The organism is Janthinobacterium sp. CG_23.4 (assembly GCF_029892305.1).
In the GTDB taxonomy this organism is placed as follows: Bacteria; Pseudomonadota; Gammaproteobacteria; order Burkholderiales; family Burkholderiaceae_D; genus Janthinobacterium; species Janthinobacterium lividum_D.
On sequence record NZ_JARXUX010000001.1, the window covers coordinates 1,919,270 to 1,937,183 of the forward strand.

15 protein-coding genes are annotated in these 17,914 nt (G+C 61.5%); 10 read left to right on the plus strand and 5 right to left on the minus strand.

The genetic code is table 11. The annotated features are described in order from the left end of the window. Positions 1-27 precede the first annotated feature (27 nt). Both H4V96_RS08755 and H4V96_RS08760 read left to right on the plus strand, forming a co-directional pair. Positions 28-1,242 carry an AGE family epimerase/isomerase gene (locus H4V96_RS08755; protein WP_196857001.1) on the plus strand — a complete coding sequence of 405 codons (1,215 nt, stop codon included), beginning with the start codon at positions 28-30 and terminating at the stop codon, positions 1,240-1,242. Continuing rightward, a complete protein-coding gene (locus H4V96_RS08760; RefSeq protein ID WP_196857002.1) occupies positions 1,239-2,162 on the plus strand; it encodes a carbohydrate kinase in 924 nt (307 codons plus the stop codon). The genes H4V96_RS08755 and H4V96_RS08760 overlap by 4 nt, the downstream gene beginning before the upstream one ends. A 7-nt stretch (positions 2,163-2,169) precedes the next feature. Here the strand turns inward: H4V96_RS08760 and H4V96_RS08765 are convergent, their stop codons facing one another. Beyond that, entirely contained in the window at positions 2,170-3,243 is a 1,074-nt protein-coding gene (locus H4V96_RS08765; protein WP_196857003.1) for a LacI family DNA-binding transcriptional regulator, read from the minus strand. Further along, on the minus strand, positions 3,227-5,140 hold the full coding sequence (locus H4V96_RS08770; RefSeq protein ID WP_196857004.1) for a glucokinase: 1,914 nt from the start codon (positions 5,138-5,140) through the stop codon (positions 3,227-3,229). The genes H4V96_RS08765 and H4V96_RS08770 overlap by 17 nt, the downstream gene beginning before the upstream one ends. 344 nt (positions 5,141-5,484) lie before the next feature. Between H4V96_RS08770 and H4V96_RS08775 the strand changes: the two genes are divergently transcribed. The 5 genes from H4V96_RS08775 (at position 5,485) to ugpC (ending at position 11,293) form a co-directional block, all read left to right on the plus strand. Continuing rightward, on the plus strand, positions 5,485-6,783 hold the full coding sequence (locus tag H4V96_RS08775; RefSeq protein WP_082261129.1) for a carbohydrate porin: 1,299 nt from the start codon (positions 5,485-5,487) through the stop codon (positions 6,781-6,783). Positions 6,784-7,051: 268 nt separating this feature from the next. Next, positions 7,052-8,305 (plus strand): ABC transporter substrate-binding protein, encoded by a 1,254-nt coding sequence (locus H4V96_RS08780; protein WP_196855503.1) that lies wholly within the window; start codon positions 7,052-7,054, stop codon positions 8,303-8,305. A gap of 112 nt (positions 8,306-8,417) precedes the next feature. Further along, positions 8,418-9,302: a sugar ABC transporter permease gene (locus H4V96_RS08785; protein ID WP_010397323.1), complete on the plus strand. Its 885-nt coding sequence runs from the start codon at positions 8,418-8,420 to the stop codon at positions 9,300-9,302. Continuing rightward, a complete protein-coding gene (locus H4V96_RS08790) occupies positions 9,299-10,174 on the plus strand; it encodes a carbohydrate ABC transporter permease (RefSeq protein WP_043461406.1) in 876 nt (291 codons plus the stop codon). The genes H4V96_RS08785 and H4V96_RS08790 overlap by 4 nt, the downstream gene beginning before the upstream one ends. Positions 10,175-10,183: 9 nt before the next feature. Beyond that, positions 10,184-11,293, plus strand: a complete 1,110-nt coding sequence (ugpC, locus tag H4V96_RS08795) for a sn-glycerol-3-phosphate ABC transporter ATP-binding protein UgpC (RefSeq protein ID WP_010397327.1) — start codon at positions 10,184-10,186, stop codon at positions 11,291-11,293. Positions 11,294-11,487: 194 nt separating this feature from the next. Here the strand turns inward: ugpC and H4V96_RS08800 are convergent, their stop codons facing one another. Genes H4V96_RS08800 through H4V96_RS08810 form a run of 3 tightly spaced genes read right to left on the minus strand, consistent with a single transcriptional unit; the run spans position 11,488 to position 14,384 of the window. Then, positions 11,488-12,510 (minus strand): Gfo/Idh/MocA family oxidoreductase, encoded by a 1,023-nt coding sequence (locus H4V96_RS08800; protein ID WP_010397330.1) that lies wholly within the window; start codon positions 12,508-12,510, stop codon positions 11,488-11,490. A 28-nt stretch (positions 12,511-12,538) separates the two neighbouring features. Next, complete coding sequence (gene iolG, locus H4V96_RS08805) at positions 12,539-13,525, minus strand: inositol 2-dehydrogenase (protein WP_196855514.1); 987 nt, start codon at positions 13,523-13,525, stop codon at positions 12,539-12,541. Further along, positions 13,518-14,384, minus strand: coding sequence for a MurR/RpiR family transcriptional regulator (locus H4V96_RS08810; protein WP_010397334.1), 867 nt, complete (start codon positions 14,382-14,384; stop codon positions 13,518-13,520). The genes iolG and H4V96_RS08810 overlap by 8 nt, the downstream gene beginning before the upstream one ends. A 301-nt stretch (positions 14,385-14,685) precedes the next feature. Between H4V96_RS08810 and H4V96_RS08815 the strand changes: the two genes are divergently transcribed. The 3 genes from H4V96_RS08815 to H4V96_RS08825 all read left to right on the plus strand — a co-directional run bounded on the left by H4V96_RS08815 (position 14,686) and on the right by H4V96_RS08825 (position 17,911). Then, positions 14,686-15,690 carry a sugar ABC transporter substrate-binding protein gene (locus tag H4V96_RS08815; RefSeq protein WP_043461605.1) on the plus strand — a complete coding sequence of 335 codons (1,005 nt, stop codon included), beginning with the start codon at positions 14,686-14,688 and terminating at the stop codon, positions 15,688-15,690. A gap of 310 nt (positions 15,691-16,000) precedes the next feature. After that, positions 16,001-17,122 carry an ABC transporter permease gene (locus tag H4V96_RS08820; protein ID WP_280721180.1) on the plus strand — a complete coding sequence of 374 codons (1,122 nt, stop codon included), beginning with the start codon at positions 16,001-16,003 and terminating at the stop codon, positions 17,120-17,122. A 3-nt stretch (positions 17,123-17,125) separates the two neighbouring features. After that, the gene (locus H4V96_RS08825; protein WP_070347157.1) at positions 17,126-17,911 is read left to right on the plus strand and encodes an ATP-binding cassette domain-containing protein; all 786 of its coding nucleotides are present in this window, start codon (positions 17,126-17,128) and stop codon (positions 17,909-17,911) included. Positions 17,912-17,914: the final 3 nt, after the last annotated feature.

A 17,914-nucleotide genomic window follows, 5' to 3' on the forward strand; every position in this document is an offset into this window, starting at 1 on the left:
TATCGATAACAATATAATGAGACCATCATGCATCCTAATTTTCGCTCCAGGGAAACGCTCGAAAAGCACATCTTGCACACGATGCATTTTTACCACCCGCGCGCCCTCGATGCGAGCGGCGGCTTTTATCACTTCTTCCTCGATGATGGCACGGTGTACGATGCCAGCACCCGCCACCTGGTCAGCAGCACGCGCTTCATCTTCAATTACGCCATGGCTTACCGCCATTTCGGCGATAACGATTACCAGGCGGCGCTGCGCCACGGCGTGGCCTTCCTGCGCGACGTGCACCGCGACCCGCTTACGGGTGGCTATGCCTGGCAACTCAAATGGCAAGACGGCGTCAAGACGGTGGAAGACGGCGCCAACCAATGCTACGGCCTGGCCTTCGTGCTGCTCGCGTATGCACACGCCTTGCAGGCGGGGATGCAGGAAGCGCGCGCTTATCTGGACGAGACGTTTGAACTGATGGAGCAGCGCTTCTGGCTACCCGAGCACGGCCTGTATGCGGACGTGGCCAGCGCCGACTGGGCCACACTGGACGGCTACCGCGGCCAGAACGCCAATATGCACGCCTGCGAAGCCATGCTGGCCGCGTTTGAAGCGACCGGTGAGGCGCGCTACCTGCATCGCGCGGAGACACTGGCACACAACATCTGCGTGCGTCAGGCGGCCCTGGCCAATGGCATGATCTGGGAACACTACCAACCCGACTGGTCGATTGACTGGGACTACAACCTGCACGACAAGAGCAATATCTTTCGCCCCTGGGGTTACCAGCCCGGCCACTTCACGGAGTGGGCCAAGCTGCTGCTGATCATGGAGCGCCACGCGACATTCTTGGCCGGCCCGTCCGAATGGCTGCTGCCGCGCGCGCGCGCCCTGTACGACATGGCACTGGCCAAGGCCTGGGACAGCGCACATGGCGGCATCCACTACGGTTTCGGTCCGCACGATGAAATCTGCGACGGCGACAAATACTTCTGGGTGCAGGCGGAAAGCTTCGCCGCCGCCGCCGTGCTGGCCGCGCGCACCGGCGACGACGCCTATTGGCGCAGCTACGACAAGATATGGGATTACAGCTGGACGCATTTTGTCGACCATGAGCACGGCGCCTGGTATCGCATTTTAACGCCCGAGAACGGCAAGATCAGCGCGCATAAAAGCCCGGCTGGCAAGGTCGATTACCACACCATGGGCGCTTGCTATGAAGTGTTGAACGTGCTTGGCGGTGCCGCATGAACGCCGTGCATTTGCCACGTTTTGTGTCGGCCGGCGAAGCGCTGACGGATATGCTGCGCACGGGCGCGCACGCCTGGAGCAGCCAGGTGGGCGGCTCGACCTGGAATGTGGCGCGCGTGATGGCGCGCCTGGGCCTGCCCAGCGCCTTTGCCGGCGCCGTCAGTCTCGACGTCTTCGGCGATGCGCTGGCCGCTGCCACCGACTCGGCGGGCCTGGACATGCGTTTTTTGCAGCGTCATGCGAAGTCGCCGCTGCTGGCCATCGTGCATGAACTGCATCCGCCCAGCTATTACTTCATCGGTGACGACAGCGCCGACCTGCATTTCGACGCCGCGCTCTTGCCTGCCGGCTGGATGCAGGCGGTGCAATGGGTGCATTTCGGCGGCATCAGCCTGGCGCGCGAACCGCTGGCGGGCAAGCTGGTGGCGCTGGCGCGGACATTGAAGGCCGCTGGCGTGAACATCAGCTACGACCCGAATTTCCGCACCCTGATGGATGAGCGCTACGACGCCACCTTGCGTTGCATGGTGGAACTGGCCGACGTCGTCAAAGTGTCGGACGAAGACCTGGCGGGCCTGTTCCGCCATGACGACATCGATGGCGCGTTTGCCACACTGCGCAGCTGGAATCGGCACGCCACGTATTTGTATACGCGCGGCGCACAGGGGGCGGCCCTGGTCCAGGGCGAACAGACATGGCAGGCGGCACCGCCCGTCATCGAGGTCGTCGATTCGGTAGGGGCGGGCGACGCCAGCATTGGCGGCTTGCTATACAGCCTGATGTGCCGGCCCGATGCTGACGGCGGCCAGCACTTGCGCTTCGCCGTCGCGGCCGGCGCTGGCGCTTGCCTGGCCGCCGGCGCCGCGCCGCCGTCGGTGGAGCTGGTGGAGTCGCTGGCGCAGCACACGGTGGTGCGTTAGCGGCTGCTTAGCGGGGGCGCCATGGCCCCGACGATGCCCGCTCCATCAGCGTAAATTCCAGCAGGCGATGCGTGGCGGGCGCCGCTTCTCCCGCGCGGCGCTGGCGTATCTCGTCGATGACGAGATTGACGGCGGCGCGCGCCATGTCGGCGATAGGCTGGTGGATCGTGCTCAGCTCCGGCCAGACGGTGGTAGCGACCGGTGTATCGTCGAAGCCGCACACGCTCAAGTCCTGCGGTATCTGCAAGCCCATGCCGTGCGCCACGGCCAGGGTGGCCGCTGCCATGTCGTCGTTGCTGGCGAAAATAGCGCTCGGTTGCGGTTGCTGCGCCAATAGCTGGCGCGCTGCATCGAGTCCCGAACGATACGTGAAATAACCTTGCGCCACCCTGTGCGGCGGTACCGGCAAGCCCGCTTCGCGCATGGCGTGTTCGAACGCTTGGCGGCGCAGCAGGGCGGGCGTGTGCGCCGGATCGCCTTCGATGAAGCCGATGTCGCGGTGGCCCAGCGCAAGCAGATAGCGCGTCATGGCCAGCGCGCCCTCATAGTCGTCGATGCGTACTGCCGACACGTCGGGCGAGGGGCGCGCCGTGGCGACGGCGATGGCCGGGATGCCCATTTGATTGAGCTGCGCCAGCACTGCGGGCGAATCGCACAGGGGTGGTGGCACCAGGATGCCGTCCACGCCAGCGGCCACCAGGCAGCTAATGCCGGCGCGCTGGCTATCGAGGTCGTCGCAGCGCTCGAGCAGCAGTTGGCCGCCGCTCTGGCGACACTGATCCATCGCGCCGACCAGGAATTCGCTGAGGAAGGCCGCACTGGGGTTGCTGTATAGCAGGCCGATGCGCAGGGTGCCCGTGCGGGCCGCCCTGGCCGCCAGGTTGGGCTGGTAGCGCAGGCTGGCGATCGCCGCCGCGACCTTGTCGCGCGTGGCCGCGCTGACGCTGGCGCGCCCGTTGATCACGCGCGAAACCGTCATGGCCGACACGCCGGCCAGGCGCGCCACGTCGTGCACGGTGGCGCCGCTGGCGGGGTCGGAGGAGGCGGGGGCGGCGTGCGCCGCCTTATTCGAGATGTCCACCGAATTTCAGCTTGCCGCTGATGCGCATGCCGTGCAATTGTCCTGCTTCCAGTTCAGTAGCGCTGGTGCGCTGCGCCGTGTCGCGCCGCGCCAGTCCCACCGACAAGATATCGAGCATCATCAGCTGCAGCAGGCGCACGATCATGGGCACAAAATTGAGGTTGCCTTCCGGGTGGTTCAGGGTCAGCAGCACGTCGGCCAGCCTGGCCAGTGGCGAACCGCTGGCTGTAATGGCCAGCACGCGCGCGCCGCAGCCCTGCGCTACCTTGACGGTGTGCAGCAGGTCGGGCAGGGTGCCCGAACGGGAAATGACCAGCGCAACGTCGCCCGGCTTGAGCATGGCCGCGCTCATTTCCTGCGCCTGCGGATCGGCAAAGAAGCTGCTGACGATGCCCAGGTTGAGCAGCTTTTGCTGCATGTCGTCGGCCACCACGCGGGCGCTGCCCACGGCCAGCAATTCTACGCGCTGCGCGCCGCGCAGCAGTTCAATGGCCGCTGTCAGTGCCTTCACGTCGAGCATGTCGCGCAGGGCCAGCGCGGCCGAGGCGTTATTGCCCAGCACCTTGCGCGCCAGTTCGGCGTCAGAGTCCGAGATCTCCACGTGGCAGTGCGCCACCGTGATGGCGCCACCCGTCAGGCCGGAGGCGAGCTTCAATTTGAAATCGGCCAGGCCCTGCACCCCGATCGAGCGGCAAAAGCGCATCACCGTGGGCTGGCTGACGCCGACCCGTTGGGCGATCTCGGCGATCGGCAGGGTCAGCATGGCGTTCGGCTCTTTGAGTACCCAGTCGGCCACCTTGCATTCCGATGGGCTCATGCGCACGCGCGCCTGGCGCACCGATTCGAGCACGGGCGCACCGGAATGGGCGCGCTTGAGCTTTTGCGAGAGGATGGCAGCGATGCCCAGGAACGTGGGCAGTTCGGCCGTGATCAAGAAGGTGGGGATCTGTGCCAGGTAGTCGTTCAGGCGGCCCTTTTGCTCGAAGCGGGCGCGGAACTGCGACTGTTCGAATAGGTGACCAAGGCGCGGCACGATGCCTCCGCCTATATAGATACCGCCCAGCGCACCGAGTGTCATGGCGACGTTGCCAGCGATGGAGCCGAGGATGGCGCAAAAGCAGTCCACCGCTTCCAGGCACACGTCGCATTCATTGTTCAGGGCGCCGCTGGTGATGTCGGCCGCCAGCAGCGGCGGCGCATCGGGCTTGCCGGCGCGCTCGGACAGGGCGCGGTAGATCAGTTCCAGCCCGCGCCCGGAGGCGAGGCGCTCGGCTGAAACGTGCGACAGTTCGCGCCAGGCGAAGGACAGCACATTCATCTCGCGCTCGTCGCAAGGGGCGAAGCTGACGTGGCCGCCTTCGCTACCGAGTGCGATCCAGCGATCTTCGGCGGGGATCATGCCCGACACGCCCAGGCCGGTGCCCGAGCCGAGCAGGCCGATGACGCTATCGGCGCGCGCCATGCCGCCGCCGATCTGCAGGCGCTGGTCGGACCGCAGATACGGCAGGGCCATGGCCAGCGCCGTGAAGTCGTTCACTACCAAGAGCGTGTCGAGGCCCAGCGCGGCGCGCATCGCCTCGATCGAGAAGAACCAGTGATGGTTCATCATGCGGATATTGTCGTCGTCGATAGGATTGGCGATGGCGATGGCCGCATGGCGCACGCGCGCCGAACCGGCGGCGCGCGCCTCGCTGCTAGCCATGTAGGCGGTGATGGCGTCGAGCAGCGAAGCGTAGTCGTCGCAGGGCAGCACCGCTACCGCTTCCAGGTGGCCCTGGCGCGTTTCGAGCACGAAGCGGGCATTGGTGCCGCCGATGTCTGCCAGCAGGCGCGGCCCGTCACTGAAACGCTCCGCCGGATCGCTGCCTGCTACTTCAATTTTCTCATCAATTTTCATGGCGCTGCTTTGTCTCGTTTGCGTGCGCTGTCGTGGCGGCGCACTGTCGTTATGGGCAAAAACCAAGGATTTTAATTCGTATACGTGCCGCGTGCCGAAAAAAGCAGGGTGCCCGCGCAAATGCCTTTCCATCGTGCCTGATGGGGTGGCGCCAGCGGGAAAAACCGGGCTTGAACTCGCTTGTCGTTACGCAAATAAAGTGTCGCAGACTAGTCGTAGGATTACAACATAATATGTTGATATTTGTTCGTAGTATAGTTACTATGTCCCTGCTGGAAAGAATTCTGGCCAGTCCATTCGGCCAAGAATGACTAGATAAAAAATAACTACTGAGGAGACTTACCATGCTGCATCGCACCATGCTGAAGGCCGTATTGAAAACATTGCCAGCTGCCATCGTCTTAGCCATCGCCAGCGGTTCCGCTGCCGCCGATCCCATGTATCCATCCGACGCCGAAGGCTTCCACGGCTACCTGCGCGCCGGCGCCGGCAGCAATACCTCGGGCGACGGCGGTTCGCAAGGCTGCTTCGGCCTGGGTGGCAACACCATGAAATACCGTCTGGGCAATGAGTGCGATGCCTACGCGGAATTCGGCTACACCAAGTCCGTCGCCAAGTCCGGCGGCGTGAACTACCTGGCCACCATCTGGGTCAACGCCTATGCACCGAATTCCGATTTCGGCGACAACAAGCTCGGTATCGTCAAGGCTTATGTCGAAGCACAAGGACTCGATTTCCTGAACGGCGGCACGGCCTGGGTCGGCAAACGCTTCTACTACCGTCCCGACATCCACATGCTCGATATGCAATATATCAACATGAACGGCACGGGCGCCGGCCTGGACCGCATCCCTGCGGGCCCCGGTAAATTCTCGTATGCCTTCTTCAAGGATAACGATATCAACAAGCGTGATCCGAAAACGGGCGCCATCGTCGGCACCCGTTCGGCTGTGCGCCAGAACTTCATCTACGGCGAAATTGCCGTCAACGAAAACGGCACGCTGGACCTGGCCGCCACCGTCATCACGGCCGAAGGCAAGGACAACGACTTCTACGGCAAGAAGCATAATGGATGGCAACTGTCGGCCTTCCACCGTCAAGGTAAAGTCTTTGGCGGCGGCAACACCTTCGGCGTGCAATACGGCGTCGGTCCTGGTGTCGGTGGTGCGGGCAACGGCCAGTTCGGTGCCTCGGGCGACACGTCTTTCGGCTCCGACGTCAAGCGCACGCGCATCTTCAATGATATGGCGATCCAGCCGATGGCCAACTTCGGCATGGAATTGGTCGCCCTGTGGCAAAAAGACGAGTCGAACGCCACCGGTTCCTCGACCTGGACTTCGGTCGGCGTGCGGCCCGTGTATGCGTTCACCGACAACTTCAAGCTGGTGGGCGAACTGGGTACCGACCGTGTCACGCAAGCGGGCGGCCTGCCGGCCAAGCGTTTGACCAAGCTGACCATCGCCCCGACGATTTCGGCCGGTCCTGGCCTGTGGTCGCGTCCTGAACTGCGCGCTTTCGTCACGTACGGCAAATGGAACGATGCCGCTACCGCTTCGGTCAACGCGTCGAACAATGGCGGCCCGATCTACAACAACAATACCAGCGGCACCTCGTATGGTTTCCAAGTGGAAACTTGGTTCTAAGCACCGAACCAAACGGTTTTGTTCAGTATTGATGTTTGTAATGCAGATCAACCTGGCGCATCCTTTGCGGATGCGTTTTTGGCGCCGTACCGTGATATAAAGACAATGTCAGCATGGCATGGATCACGGCGCCGTCTTTTGACTGAAGATGATGCCCGTTTGTAAGCGGGCTTGAGTACAAGAGCGTCGGCACAGACGCAGCTTTCACCTTTTTCGGCCCGCGTATGCCGAAGCCCCCTAAAAGCTTGATCAAAAAAGGAATGTGGAGATGAAACTGAAATTCAAGATTACCCAACTGGCCGCACTGACCACCCTGGCATTTGCTGGTAGCGCCTTTGCGACCGACGTGGAAGTGTTGCACTACTGGACCTCCGGCGGCGAAGCGAAGTCCGTGGGCCAGTTGCAGCAAATCGTGAAGGAAAGCGGCTTCGGTTGGAAAGACTTCGCCGTCGCTGGTGGCGCTGGTGAAAACGCCACGACCGCATTGAAAACCCGCGTCATTTCCGGCAACCCGCCGACGGCTGCCCAGATCAAGGGTCCATCGATCCAGGAGTGGGGCGCGGAAGGCGTGTTGGCCAATATCGATGATGCTGCCATCCAGGGAAAATGGGATGCCGTGCTGCCGAAAGTGGTCGCCGACATCATGAAATACAAGGGTCACTACGTTGCCGCACCGGTCAATGTCCACCGCGTCAACTGGATGTGGGTCAATCCTGAAGTGCTGAAAAAAGCCGGCGTGGCCACTACCCCGACTACCTGGGATGCGTTCTTCGAGGCAGCCGAAAAGATCAAGAAATCGGGCGGCATCGCCATTGCCCACGGCGGCCAACCATGGCAGGACGCCACCGTGTTTGAATCCGTCGCGCTGGGCGTGGGCGGCACCGAATTCTACAAAAAAGCCCTCCTCAAGTTGGACCAGAAGGAATTGACCGGCGCAACCATGCTCAAGGTGTTCGATACCCTGGGCAAGGTAAAGGGCTATATCGACAAGGATGCAGCAGGCCGCGACTGGAACCTCGCGACCGCCATGGTCATCAACAACAAGGCCGGCTTCCAGTTCATGGGTGACTGGGCCAAGGGCGAATTCACGGCTGCCGGCAAGGTGGCGGGCAAGGATTATCTGTGCGTGGCAGCTCCTGGCACGGACAAGGCCTACACCTTCAACATCGATTCGTTTGCCATGTTCACGCAAAAAGATGCGAATGCGAAGAAAGGGCAGATCGCCCTGGCCAACGCCATCATGAATCCGAAATTCCAGGCGATCTTCAACCTGAACAAGGGTTCCATCCCTGTGCGTTCCGGCGTTTCCAAGGACAAGTTTGACGCTTGCGCCCTGAAATCGATGGAAGACATGGATGCCACCAACAAGAGCGGCGGCCTGGTGCCATCGTTCGCACACGGCATGGCGCTGCCATCGGCCACGCAAGGTGCCGTGACCGACGTCATCGCCAAGTTCATGAATTCCAACATGAGCTCGAAAGACGCGGTTGTCGCATTGGCCAAAGCGGCAAAGGTGAAGTAATCACAACGGCGCCGGTGCTCCCGCCGGCGCCCGCTGCATCGCATGCATCGCAGGCGCCGCCCTGGCGTTCGACCAGGGCGGCGCCACACGCAGTTCTCTCTACGGCTCTACTATGTCCATACGCAAGCAATTCGACCGATGGATACCGCAGATGGTGTTGGGCCCCACGCTCATCGCCAGCTTGGTATTTGTCTATGGTTTTATCTTTTTGACCGGTTGGCTGTCGCTGACCGAATCGCGGCTGATGCCGAACTACGAGTTCGCCGGCCTGGTGCAATACGTTGAGCTGTTCGACAATGAGCGCTGGTGGACCTCGCTCAAGAACCTTGGCATCTTTGGTGTCCTGTTCATCGGATGCAGTATCGCCATCGGCCTGTTCCTGGCGATCCTGCTGGACCAGAAAATCCGCGCCGAAGGCGCGCTGCGCGCCATTTACCTGTATCCGATGGCGCTCTCTTTCATCGTCACCGGCACGGCCTGGAAATGGATGCTCAATCCCAGCCTTGGCCTGGAAAAGGTCATGCACGACTGGGGCTGGACCTCGTTTACCTTCGACTGGCTGGTGAACTCCGACATGGCCATCTACACGGTGGTGATCGCCGGCGTATGGCAATCGTCTGGCTTTGTCATGGCCCTGTTCCTGGCGGGCTTGCGCGGCATCGATGATGAAATCATCAAGGCGGCGCAAGTCGATGGCGCGTCCTTGCCGACGATCTACTGGCGCATCGTGATTCCTGCCATGCGGCCCGTGTTCTTCAGCGTGCTGCTGATCCTGGCGCATATCGCCATCAAGAGTTTCGACCTGGTCATCGCATTGACAGCTGGCGGACCTGGCAATTCGTCGTCCGTGCCAGCGATCTTCATGTACCAGTTTTCCTTCACCCGCGGCCAGCTGGGCCTGGGCTCGGCATCGGCCATGATGATGCTGGCCACCATCGTGGCCGTGCTCGTGCCGCTGATGTACCTGGAAACGCGCAGCGCAAAGGCGATGAGATGACACACACTCCTACAAGTAACCATAAACTCACTCTGGGTCGGGTGGTGTTATACCTGCTGCTGCTGCTGTTCGCGGTATATTACATCGTGCCCCTGTACGTGACCCTGTCGACGTCGTTCAAGTCGCTCGACGAAATCCGCAGCGGCAACCTGCTGGCATTGCCGCACGTGTGGCAGTTCGACTCCTGGTCCAAGGCCTGGTCTTCGGCCTGTACCGGCGTCACCTGCGAGGGCATGCAGCCGTTCTTCTGGAATTCGATCAAGATGGTGATTCCCGCCGTGTTGATTTCAACCTTCCTGGGCGCCTTCAACGGCTATGTGTTCGCGCACTGGCGCTTCCGCGGTTCGGAAATCGTCTTCGCCGCCTTGCTGGTGGGCTGCTTCATTCCCTTCCAGGTAGTGATTTTGCCGATGGCGCGCCTGCTGGGCGAATTTGGCCTGGCCAATACCACCAGCGGCCTGGTCTTCGTGCACGTGGTGTACGGCACGGCCTTCACGACCCTGTTCTTCCGCAACTACTATATCGGCGTGCCGGAAGAACTGATCAAGGCAGCGCGTATCGACGGCGCCGGCTTCTTCCTGATCTTCCGCAAGATCGTGCTGCCGATTTCGGGCCCGATTTTTGTCGTCTGCATCATCTGGCAGTTTACGCAGATCTGGAATGACTTCCTGTTCGGCATCGTCTTCGCCAGCGGCGATTCGCAGCCGATCACGGTAGGCTTGAACAACCTGGTCAACACGTCCACGGGCGTGAAGGAATACAACGTCAACATGGCAGCGGCGGTGATTGCCGCACTGCCGACCCTGCTGGTCTATCTGGTCGCAGGTCGTTATTTTGTGCGCGGTCTGACCGCAGGCGCAGTCAAAGGTTAAGGAAAGAATATGTCCAGTTTATCGATACGCAGCATCCGCAAGGTCTACACGAATGGCGTCGAAGTGCTCAAGGGCATCGACATCGACATCAAGGATGGTCAGTTCCTGATCCTCGTCGGCGGCTCCGGCTCCGGAAAATCGACCTTGCTCAATATGGTAGCCGGCCTGGAAAGCGTCACCTCGGGCGAAATCCTCATCGACGGCAAGGTGGTCAACGACCTGCCGCCCAAGGACCGCGACATCGCCATGGTGTTCCAGTCCTACGCCCTGTACCCGTCGATGACGGTGCGCGAAAACATCGCGTTTGGCCTGAACGTGAAAAAAGTGCCGAAGGCGGAGCAGGAAGAAATCGTCTCGCGCGTCGCCGAAACGCTGCAAATCACGCACTTGCTGGACCGCCGCCCGGCGCAGCTGTCGGGTGGCCAGCGTCAGCGCGTGGCCATGGGCCGCGCCATCTCGCGCAAGCCTTCGCTGTTCCTGTTCGACGAACCGCTGTCGAACCTGGACGCCAAGCTGCGCGTGGAAATGCGCGCCGAGATCAAGCTGCTGCACCAGCGCCTGAAGGCCACCATCGTCTACGTCACGCACGACCAGATCGAAGCGATGACCATGGGCGACCTGATCGCCGTCATGAAAGACGGTGTGGTGCAGCAATTGGGTACGCCGCAGGAAATCTACGATAACCCGGCCAATCTGTTCGTCGCCGGCTTCATCGGCTCGCCGTCGATGAATTTCGTCACCGTCAAGCCTGTCATCGAAGGCAACGCAGTGTTTGTCGCCATCGAGAACGCCGGCAAGAGCATGCGCCTGGCCTTGCCATTTGCCGCCGACAAGCTGCGCAGCTATGCGGGCCGCGACGTGATCCTGGGCGTGCGCCCGGAACAGATCACGGACATGAGCAGCGCGCATGGCGACGTGGGCCAGGAACTGGGCTGCCTGATCGACCTGGTCGAGCCGACCGGCCCCGATACCCTGCTGACGACGCGCTTGAACGGTGCTGCCGTGACTTGCCGCACGCATCCGCGCGAAGCGGTGCTGCCGGGGCAGACCATGCAGCTGTCGTTCAACCTGTCGAAAGCTGCCCTGTTTGATCCAGCCAATGGCGAACGCATCGCCTAAGCCATCGCTGCCATAGAAAAAGCGGCCCGCTTGTCAGCTGACAGGCGGGCCGTTGTCGTTTGCATCGTCGCATCGTGGCAGCAGGTGCACGCGACACCATGCCACTGTCAATGAGGCAGCGGCCATGGGGTTGCGCCTGGCAGGGGAAGCCAGGCAGGCGTTACGCGCGCCGGCTGCCTGCTTCCTCTGACCGCTTACAGCTCCACGGGCCGCGCTTCGCGCATCGCTTGCGTCATGGCCATGCCGATGCGCGTCGCTTGCGTCGCGTCATGCAAGCTCAATGACAAGGTGCGCCGGCCCAGCGCCGCATCGGTAAATGCCTGCGCCTCGATCAGGAAGGCGTCGGCGAAGCGGGCATAGAAATCTGGCGTGCATTCATTGCGTACGCCATGCGCATCCGAGATTTCCACGCGGTTCAGGCGCGCATGGCTGCCCACGGCCAGGCGTCCGCCCGTGCCGAACACTTCCGTCAGGGTTTCATGGCCGTGCGCCATGGTGCGCGAAGCCATGAAGCTGGCCATGCTGCCATCGGCAAACTCGACCGTCGCCAGACCGTTATCCACGTCGCCGTACGCCTGCAAGCCTGTGTGAATGGCATTCGTGCCGCTCGCGTACACGCGCCTGGGAACGGGATTGCCCAGCAGCCAGCGCGCCAGGTCGATATCGTGCACGCTGCAATCGAGGAAAATGCCGCCGCTGGTGGGGGCGAAACGCATGAAGGCACCGCTGGGGTCGTTCTGGTCGCAGGTTTGCGAACGCACCAGATATGGTTTGCCGATCAAGCCTTGGGCGATCTTTTGCTGCGCGTCATGGTAGCTGGCATCGAAACGCCGCACGAAGCCGATCATGACGGTCAGCTGCGGGTGGCGCGCCGCTTCCGCTTCCACCTGCAGGCAGTCGGCCAGGTTCAGCGATAGCGGTTTTTCGCAAAATACGTGCTTGCCGGCGCGCAGGGCGGCGATGATCTGTTGCGCATGCAGCGAGGTGGGCGTGACGAGGAAGACGGCATCGAGGCCCGGATGGGCCAGCAGGGCGTCGTAGTGGGCATAGCCGCTGGTGATGCCGAGCGTGCTGGCGGCCCAGTCCAGTTCCTCCGGCACGGGGCTGCAGGCGGCCACCACTGCGGCGTTGGGCACGCGCTGCGCCAGGTTGATGGCATGGCGCTGGCCCAGCCGGCCCAGGCCGACGATGCCGATTTTTAATGTTGCCGATGACATGCTGTCTCCAGATATTTTTATTATTGGTTTATAGATTGACCACGCGCTGCTCGCGCCACGACAGCGTGGCCGCCTCGGCCAGGGCCAAGGCCTGCAAGCCATCGTGGACGGTGGTGCGCAGCGGCGTGCCGTGGCTGAGAGCGTCAAAGAAGTGCGCCATTTCCTGTGCGTAGGCCACGCGGTAGCGTTCCAGGAAAAAGTCTTCCGGCTTGTCCACGCTGACGTTGACGGCGCCATAGGCCGTCACTTCCGTCGGCTTGTGGTTGCCCGCCTGCAGCATGCCGGCACTGCCCAGCACTTCGAAGCGCTGGTCGTAACCGTAGGCAGCGCGGCGCGAGGCATTGATCTGGCACAAGCGTCCTTTCGCCGTGCGCAGGGTGACGACGGCCGTGTCCAGATCACCCGCCGCGCCGATGGCCGGGTCGACCAGGCAGCTGCCCGTGGCGTGTACGCTGACGGCTTCATCGTCGAGTATCCAGCGGAAGATGTCGAAATCGTGGATCAGCATATCTTTGAAGATGCCGCCCGAAACCTTGATGTAGCTGACCGGCGGCGGACCCGGATCGCGGCTGGTCACGACCAGCAGCTCCGGTGTGCCGATTTCGCCCGCGTCAAGACGCGTCTTGACGGCATTGAAAGTGGGATCATAGCGGCGCTGGAAACCCAGCATGCAGATGACCTTCGCTTCCTGGACGGCGGCGGCGCAGGCGCGCGCCCGCTCGATACTCAGGTCGACCGGCTTTTCGCAAAAGATGGCCTTGCCGGCGGCGGCCGAGCGCAGTATCAGGTCCGCGTGCGTGTCCGTGCTGGAGGCGATGACGACGGCCTTGATGGCCGGGTCGGCCAGCGCCGTTTCCACGCTGGCGCTGCTGCCGCCATACAGGCGGGCCAGCGCGGCGGCCGCTTCCGCGTTGACGTCGACGACGTACTTGAACTGCACGCCGGCTTGTGCAGCCAGGTTGGCCGCGTGGATTTTGCCGATGCGTCCGGCGCCGAACAACGCTACTTCAATCATCATGTTCTCCTGGGGTGTGGATTTCTTCGATGTCGAGCTCTAATTTGTATGCCAGCGCGATGAACAGCGCCTGGCACAGGCAGATGGTGCTGGTGAGCGAGCGGAAGGCGAAGGCGCTGCCCTCGGTAACGGTCAACAGCGCGTCGGCGGCCCGCGCGAGCGGCGCGAGCTTGCTGTCGCTAATGACCAGCACCTTGGCGCCCTTGTCTTGCGCCGCCTTGATGCACTGCTGGGTTTCCTTGCCGTAAGGCGAGAAACTGATGGCGATCGCCACATCGCATGCCCGCACGCTACGCATCTGTTCGCGGTGCATGCCGCCCAGTCCGCTAATCAAGTGCACACGCTTGTCCGTGTGTTCGAGCGCGTAGGCGATGTAGGAGGCGATCGGAAACGACCGGCGCACGCCGATCACATAAATATTTTCAGCCTTGAGCAGCAGGTTGACGGCCGCTTCCAGCTGCGCGTCGTCCAGGCTGGTGGCCAGGTCGTCGAGGCCGGCACGGCTGGCGCCGACGAATTCGCGCGTCAGGTCGCCAGCGCTGAGTGGGGCGTCGCGCGTGGAAATGAGTTTGCGGATGCGCTGCTGGTAGTCGGGCGTGGCGCCGGCCTGATCCGTATAAGCCTGGCGGAAGACGTCTTGCATTTCGGAAAAGCCGCTGTAGCCGAAGCGCTGCGCAAAGCGCACGATGGCGGACGGCTGCACGTCGCAGGCGTTAGCGATGTCGCTGATGCGCTCGAGCATCAAACTGGCGCGGTGCTTTTCGATGTATTGGGCAATGACTTTCAACTGGCGCGACAGATTGTCGTACTCGGCGGCAATGTGCTGCATCAGTTGTTCGATGGGGGCGGTAGATGCCATGTTTTTTTCCTCCGTATGCTTGCTGGGCCGCGACGCTGTATCAAGTTGCGCTACGGCTGGTTCTGGCGAGAATTATAGGATTGAATCGTAAAAATAGAAATGATTTTCTATTTAAATATATATTGAAAATTTTATTGCATTTGTCTTTTTTGTGGCCTAAGCTGTGCGCAGTGCATCGGGGCTTGCCGCTTTTCCAGCTCCCCGCTGACACGCGACAAAAGCTGGCAACTATAAAAATTAATCCTTCAAGGAGACATTCATGCAAAGCAATAAGCGTACGCGATTTCTGAAGAGCCTGGCCATGCTCGGTCTCGGCCTGGGACTGGGTCTGGGCATGAGCGCCAGCCACGCGGCAGGCGAGAAATTCGTGCTCATCAGCCATGCGCCTGATTCCGATTCCTGGTGGAATACGATCAAAAATTCCGTCAAGCAAGCAGGCGAAGACTTCAACGTCACTGTCGATTACCGCAACCCACCGAACGGCGACCTGGCCGACATGGCGCGCCTGGTCGAGCAATCGGCAGCGCGCAACTACGACGGCGTGATCGTCAGCATCGCCGACTTCAGCGTGCTGCAAAAACCGCTGGGCCTCGTTGCTGCCAAGAAGATTGCGGTTGTCACGATCAATTCCGGTACCCTGGCACAAAGCGAGCAGTTGGGCGCCGTGATGCACGTGGGCCAGCCTGAATACGAGGCAGGCAAGGGCGCTGGCGAAAAAGCCAAGGCGGCCGGCATCAAATCTTTCGTCTGCGTCAATCACTACGCGACCAATCCATCGTCGTTCGAGCGTTGCCGCGGCTTTGCCGAAGCCATCGGCGTCGATTTCAAGGCCGCTACCCTCGATGCGGGCGAAGATCCCACCACCATCGAAAGCAAGTTGAGCGCCTACCTGCGCAACAACCCGAAAACTCAGGCCGTGCTGGCGCTGGGGCCCACTTCTGCCCATGCCTCGCTCAAGGCGCTGGAAAAAATGGGCTTGAAGGGCAAGATGTGGTTCGCCACATTCGACCTGTCCGATGAAATTTCGAAAGGCATCAAGGATGGCAGCATCCAGTTCGCCATCGACCAGCAACCCTACCTGCAGGGCTACATCCCCGTTGCCGTGCTGGCCATCATGCATCAGGACAAGACCACGGACTTGGCCAAGGTACGCGAAAAGCTGATCAACAACGCCAAGTTCAAGGCGCGCCTGGCAGAGTATGGCCTGGCACCATCGTATGGTCCGCGCCATATCGGTTCCGGTCCTGGTTACGTCACCAAGGACAATATCGGCAAGGTAGAGAAATACGCCGGCCAATTCCGTTAAGCCCCCGCTTTTCAATTCCATCAATACCCTACAACACCTAACAAAACCGTAGCGAGCGGATGGGAGTTGTGGTTGAGACGCGGAACTGTGCGAAGGCACGGGGCCGCCGAGGCAGTGAGCATCGGAGACCGCAAATCGCGACGCGCAGTAGATTTTGATAGGTGTTCTTGGTCGTTGTCCCCGCGCGCAGGCATTGCTTGCCGGCGCGCGGGCCCTGCCGCCCGGGAATTGCTGTCGAGGCAGGCAGGTTGCTATAAAACAAGGGAGACATAGTATGAGTAGCGTGAAATTAAGCGTGGAACACGGTGGCATGGCTGCCTTTGGCACGTCGCCGCAAAAGCAGCACTTTGATGAGCGCGTGGGGCAGGTCAGCTGGTTCAAGCGGCTGTTCAGCCGCCCGGAATTCGCCTCGATCTCGGGCGCCATCCTGGTGTTCGCTTTCTTTATCCTGACGGCTGGCGACTCCGGCATGTTCAACCTCGATGGCGTCATCAACTGGGCGCAAGTGGCAGCCTATCTGGGCATCATCGCCATCGGCGCCTGCGTCTTGATGATCGCCGGCGAATTCGACCTATCGATCGGTTCCATGATCGGCTTTGCCGGCATGATGATCGCCATCCCTTCCGTCTATTTCCACTGGCCCGTGTGGGCTGCCATCGTGTTCGCCTTTGCCGGGTCGATGGCGCTGGGCTGGCTCAACGGTTACCTGGTCATCAAGACGCGCTTGCCTTCGTTTATCGTCACCCTGGCCTTCCTGTTCATCCTGCGCGGCCTGACCCTGGCGCTGTCCATCATGTTTGCCAACCGCACCATCGTCAGCGGCATAGGCGCGCTGGCCGCCGACGACTGGCTGGCCGTGGCCCTGTTTCAGGGCGAAGTGGGGACCTCCTTGTTCGCCTCGATGGCCAAGGCGGGCTGGATCACGGCGCTCGACAATGGCGCACCGCTGGTCAAGGGCATCCCCAAGGTCATCGTCTGGTGGGTCGGCCTGGCGCTGGTGTCGGGCTTCATCCTGGCCCGCACCCGTATCGGCAACTGGATCTTCGCCGTCGGCGGTGATGCCAACGCCGCCAAGAATGTCGGCGTGCCGGTCAAAACCATCAAGGTGTCGCTGTTTGTCTTCACCGCTTTCTGCGCCTGTTTGTTTGCCACGCTACAAGTATTTGATGTGGGATCGGCCGCCGCCGACCGCGGCATGCAAAAGGAATTCGAAGCCATCATCGCGGCCGTCATCGGCGGCGCCTTGCTGACGGGCGGCTATGGTTCCGTCGTCGGTGCCTGTTTCGGCGCACTGATCTTTGGCGTAGTACAGATCGGCATTACTTATACCAATATCAATTCGGACTGGTTCCGCGTCTTCCTCGGCGTCATGCTGCTGATCGCGGTACTGTTCAATAACTTTGTCCGTGCGCGTGTCACGGAAGCGAGATAAGCCATGAGCCCATACATCCTTGCGCTGGAAAATATCAGCAAACGTTTCGGCTCCGTCATCGCCTTGCAAAACGTCACCCTGCGTTTGAAGCCGGGCGAAGTGCATTGCCTGCTGGGCGACAACGGCGCCGGCAAGTCGACCCTGATCAAGACCCTGGCCGGCGTGCACCGGCCAAGCAGTGGCGACTATCTGGTCGACGGCAAGAGCGTCAGCTTCAATTCGCCGAAAGAGGCGCTCGACCTGGGCGTGGCCACCGTGTATCAGGACCTGGCGCTGGTGCCCTTGCTGTCCGTGGCGCGCAACTTCTTCATGGGCCGCGAACCGATCAAGAAAATGTTTGGCGTGCTGCCCGTGATGGATATGGAATACGCGGCCACCACGGCGCGCGACAAGCTGGCCGAGATGGGCATCATGGTGCGCGACCCGCACCAGGCCGTCGGCACCATGTCGGGCGGCGAGCGGCAATGCCTGGCCATTGCCCGCGCCATCCACTTCGGCGCGCGCGTGTTGATCCTCGACGAGCCGACGGCCGCGCTGGGCGTGAAACAGTCGTTCAATGTGCTCAAGCTGATTTACAAGGCGCGCGAGCGGGGCTTGTCCGTGATTTTTATTACCCATAATGTGCACCATGCCTATCCCGTGGGCGACTCGTTCACCCTCTTGAACCGGGGCAAGTCGCTCGGTACTTACACTAAGGAAACCGTTTCCAAGGATGAAGTACTCGACATGATGGCGGGCGGTGCGGAAATGCAAACGCTGATGGCTGAACTCGACGGTGTCACGATTTAAGGA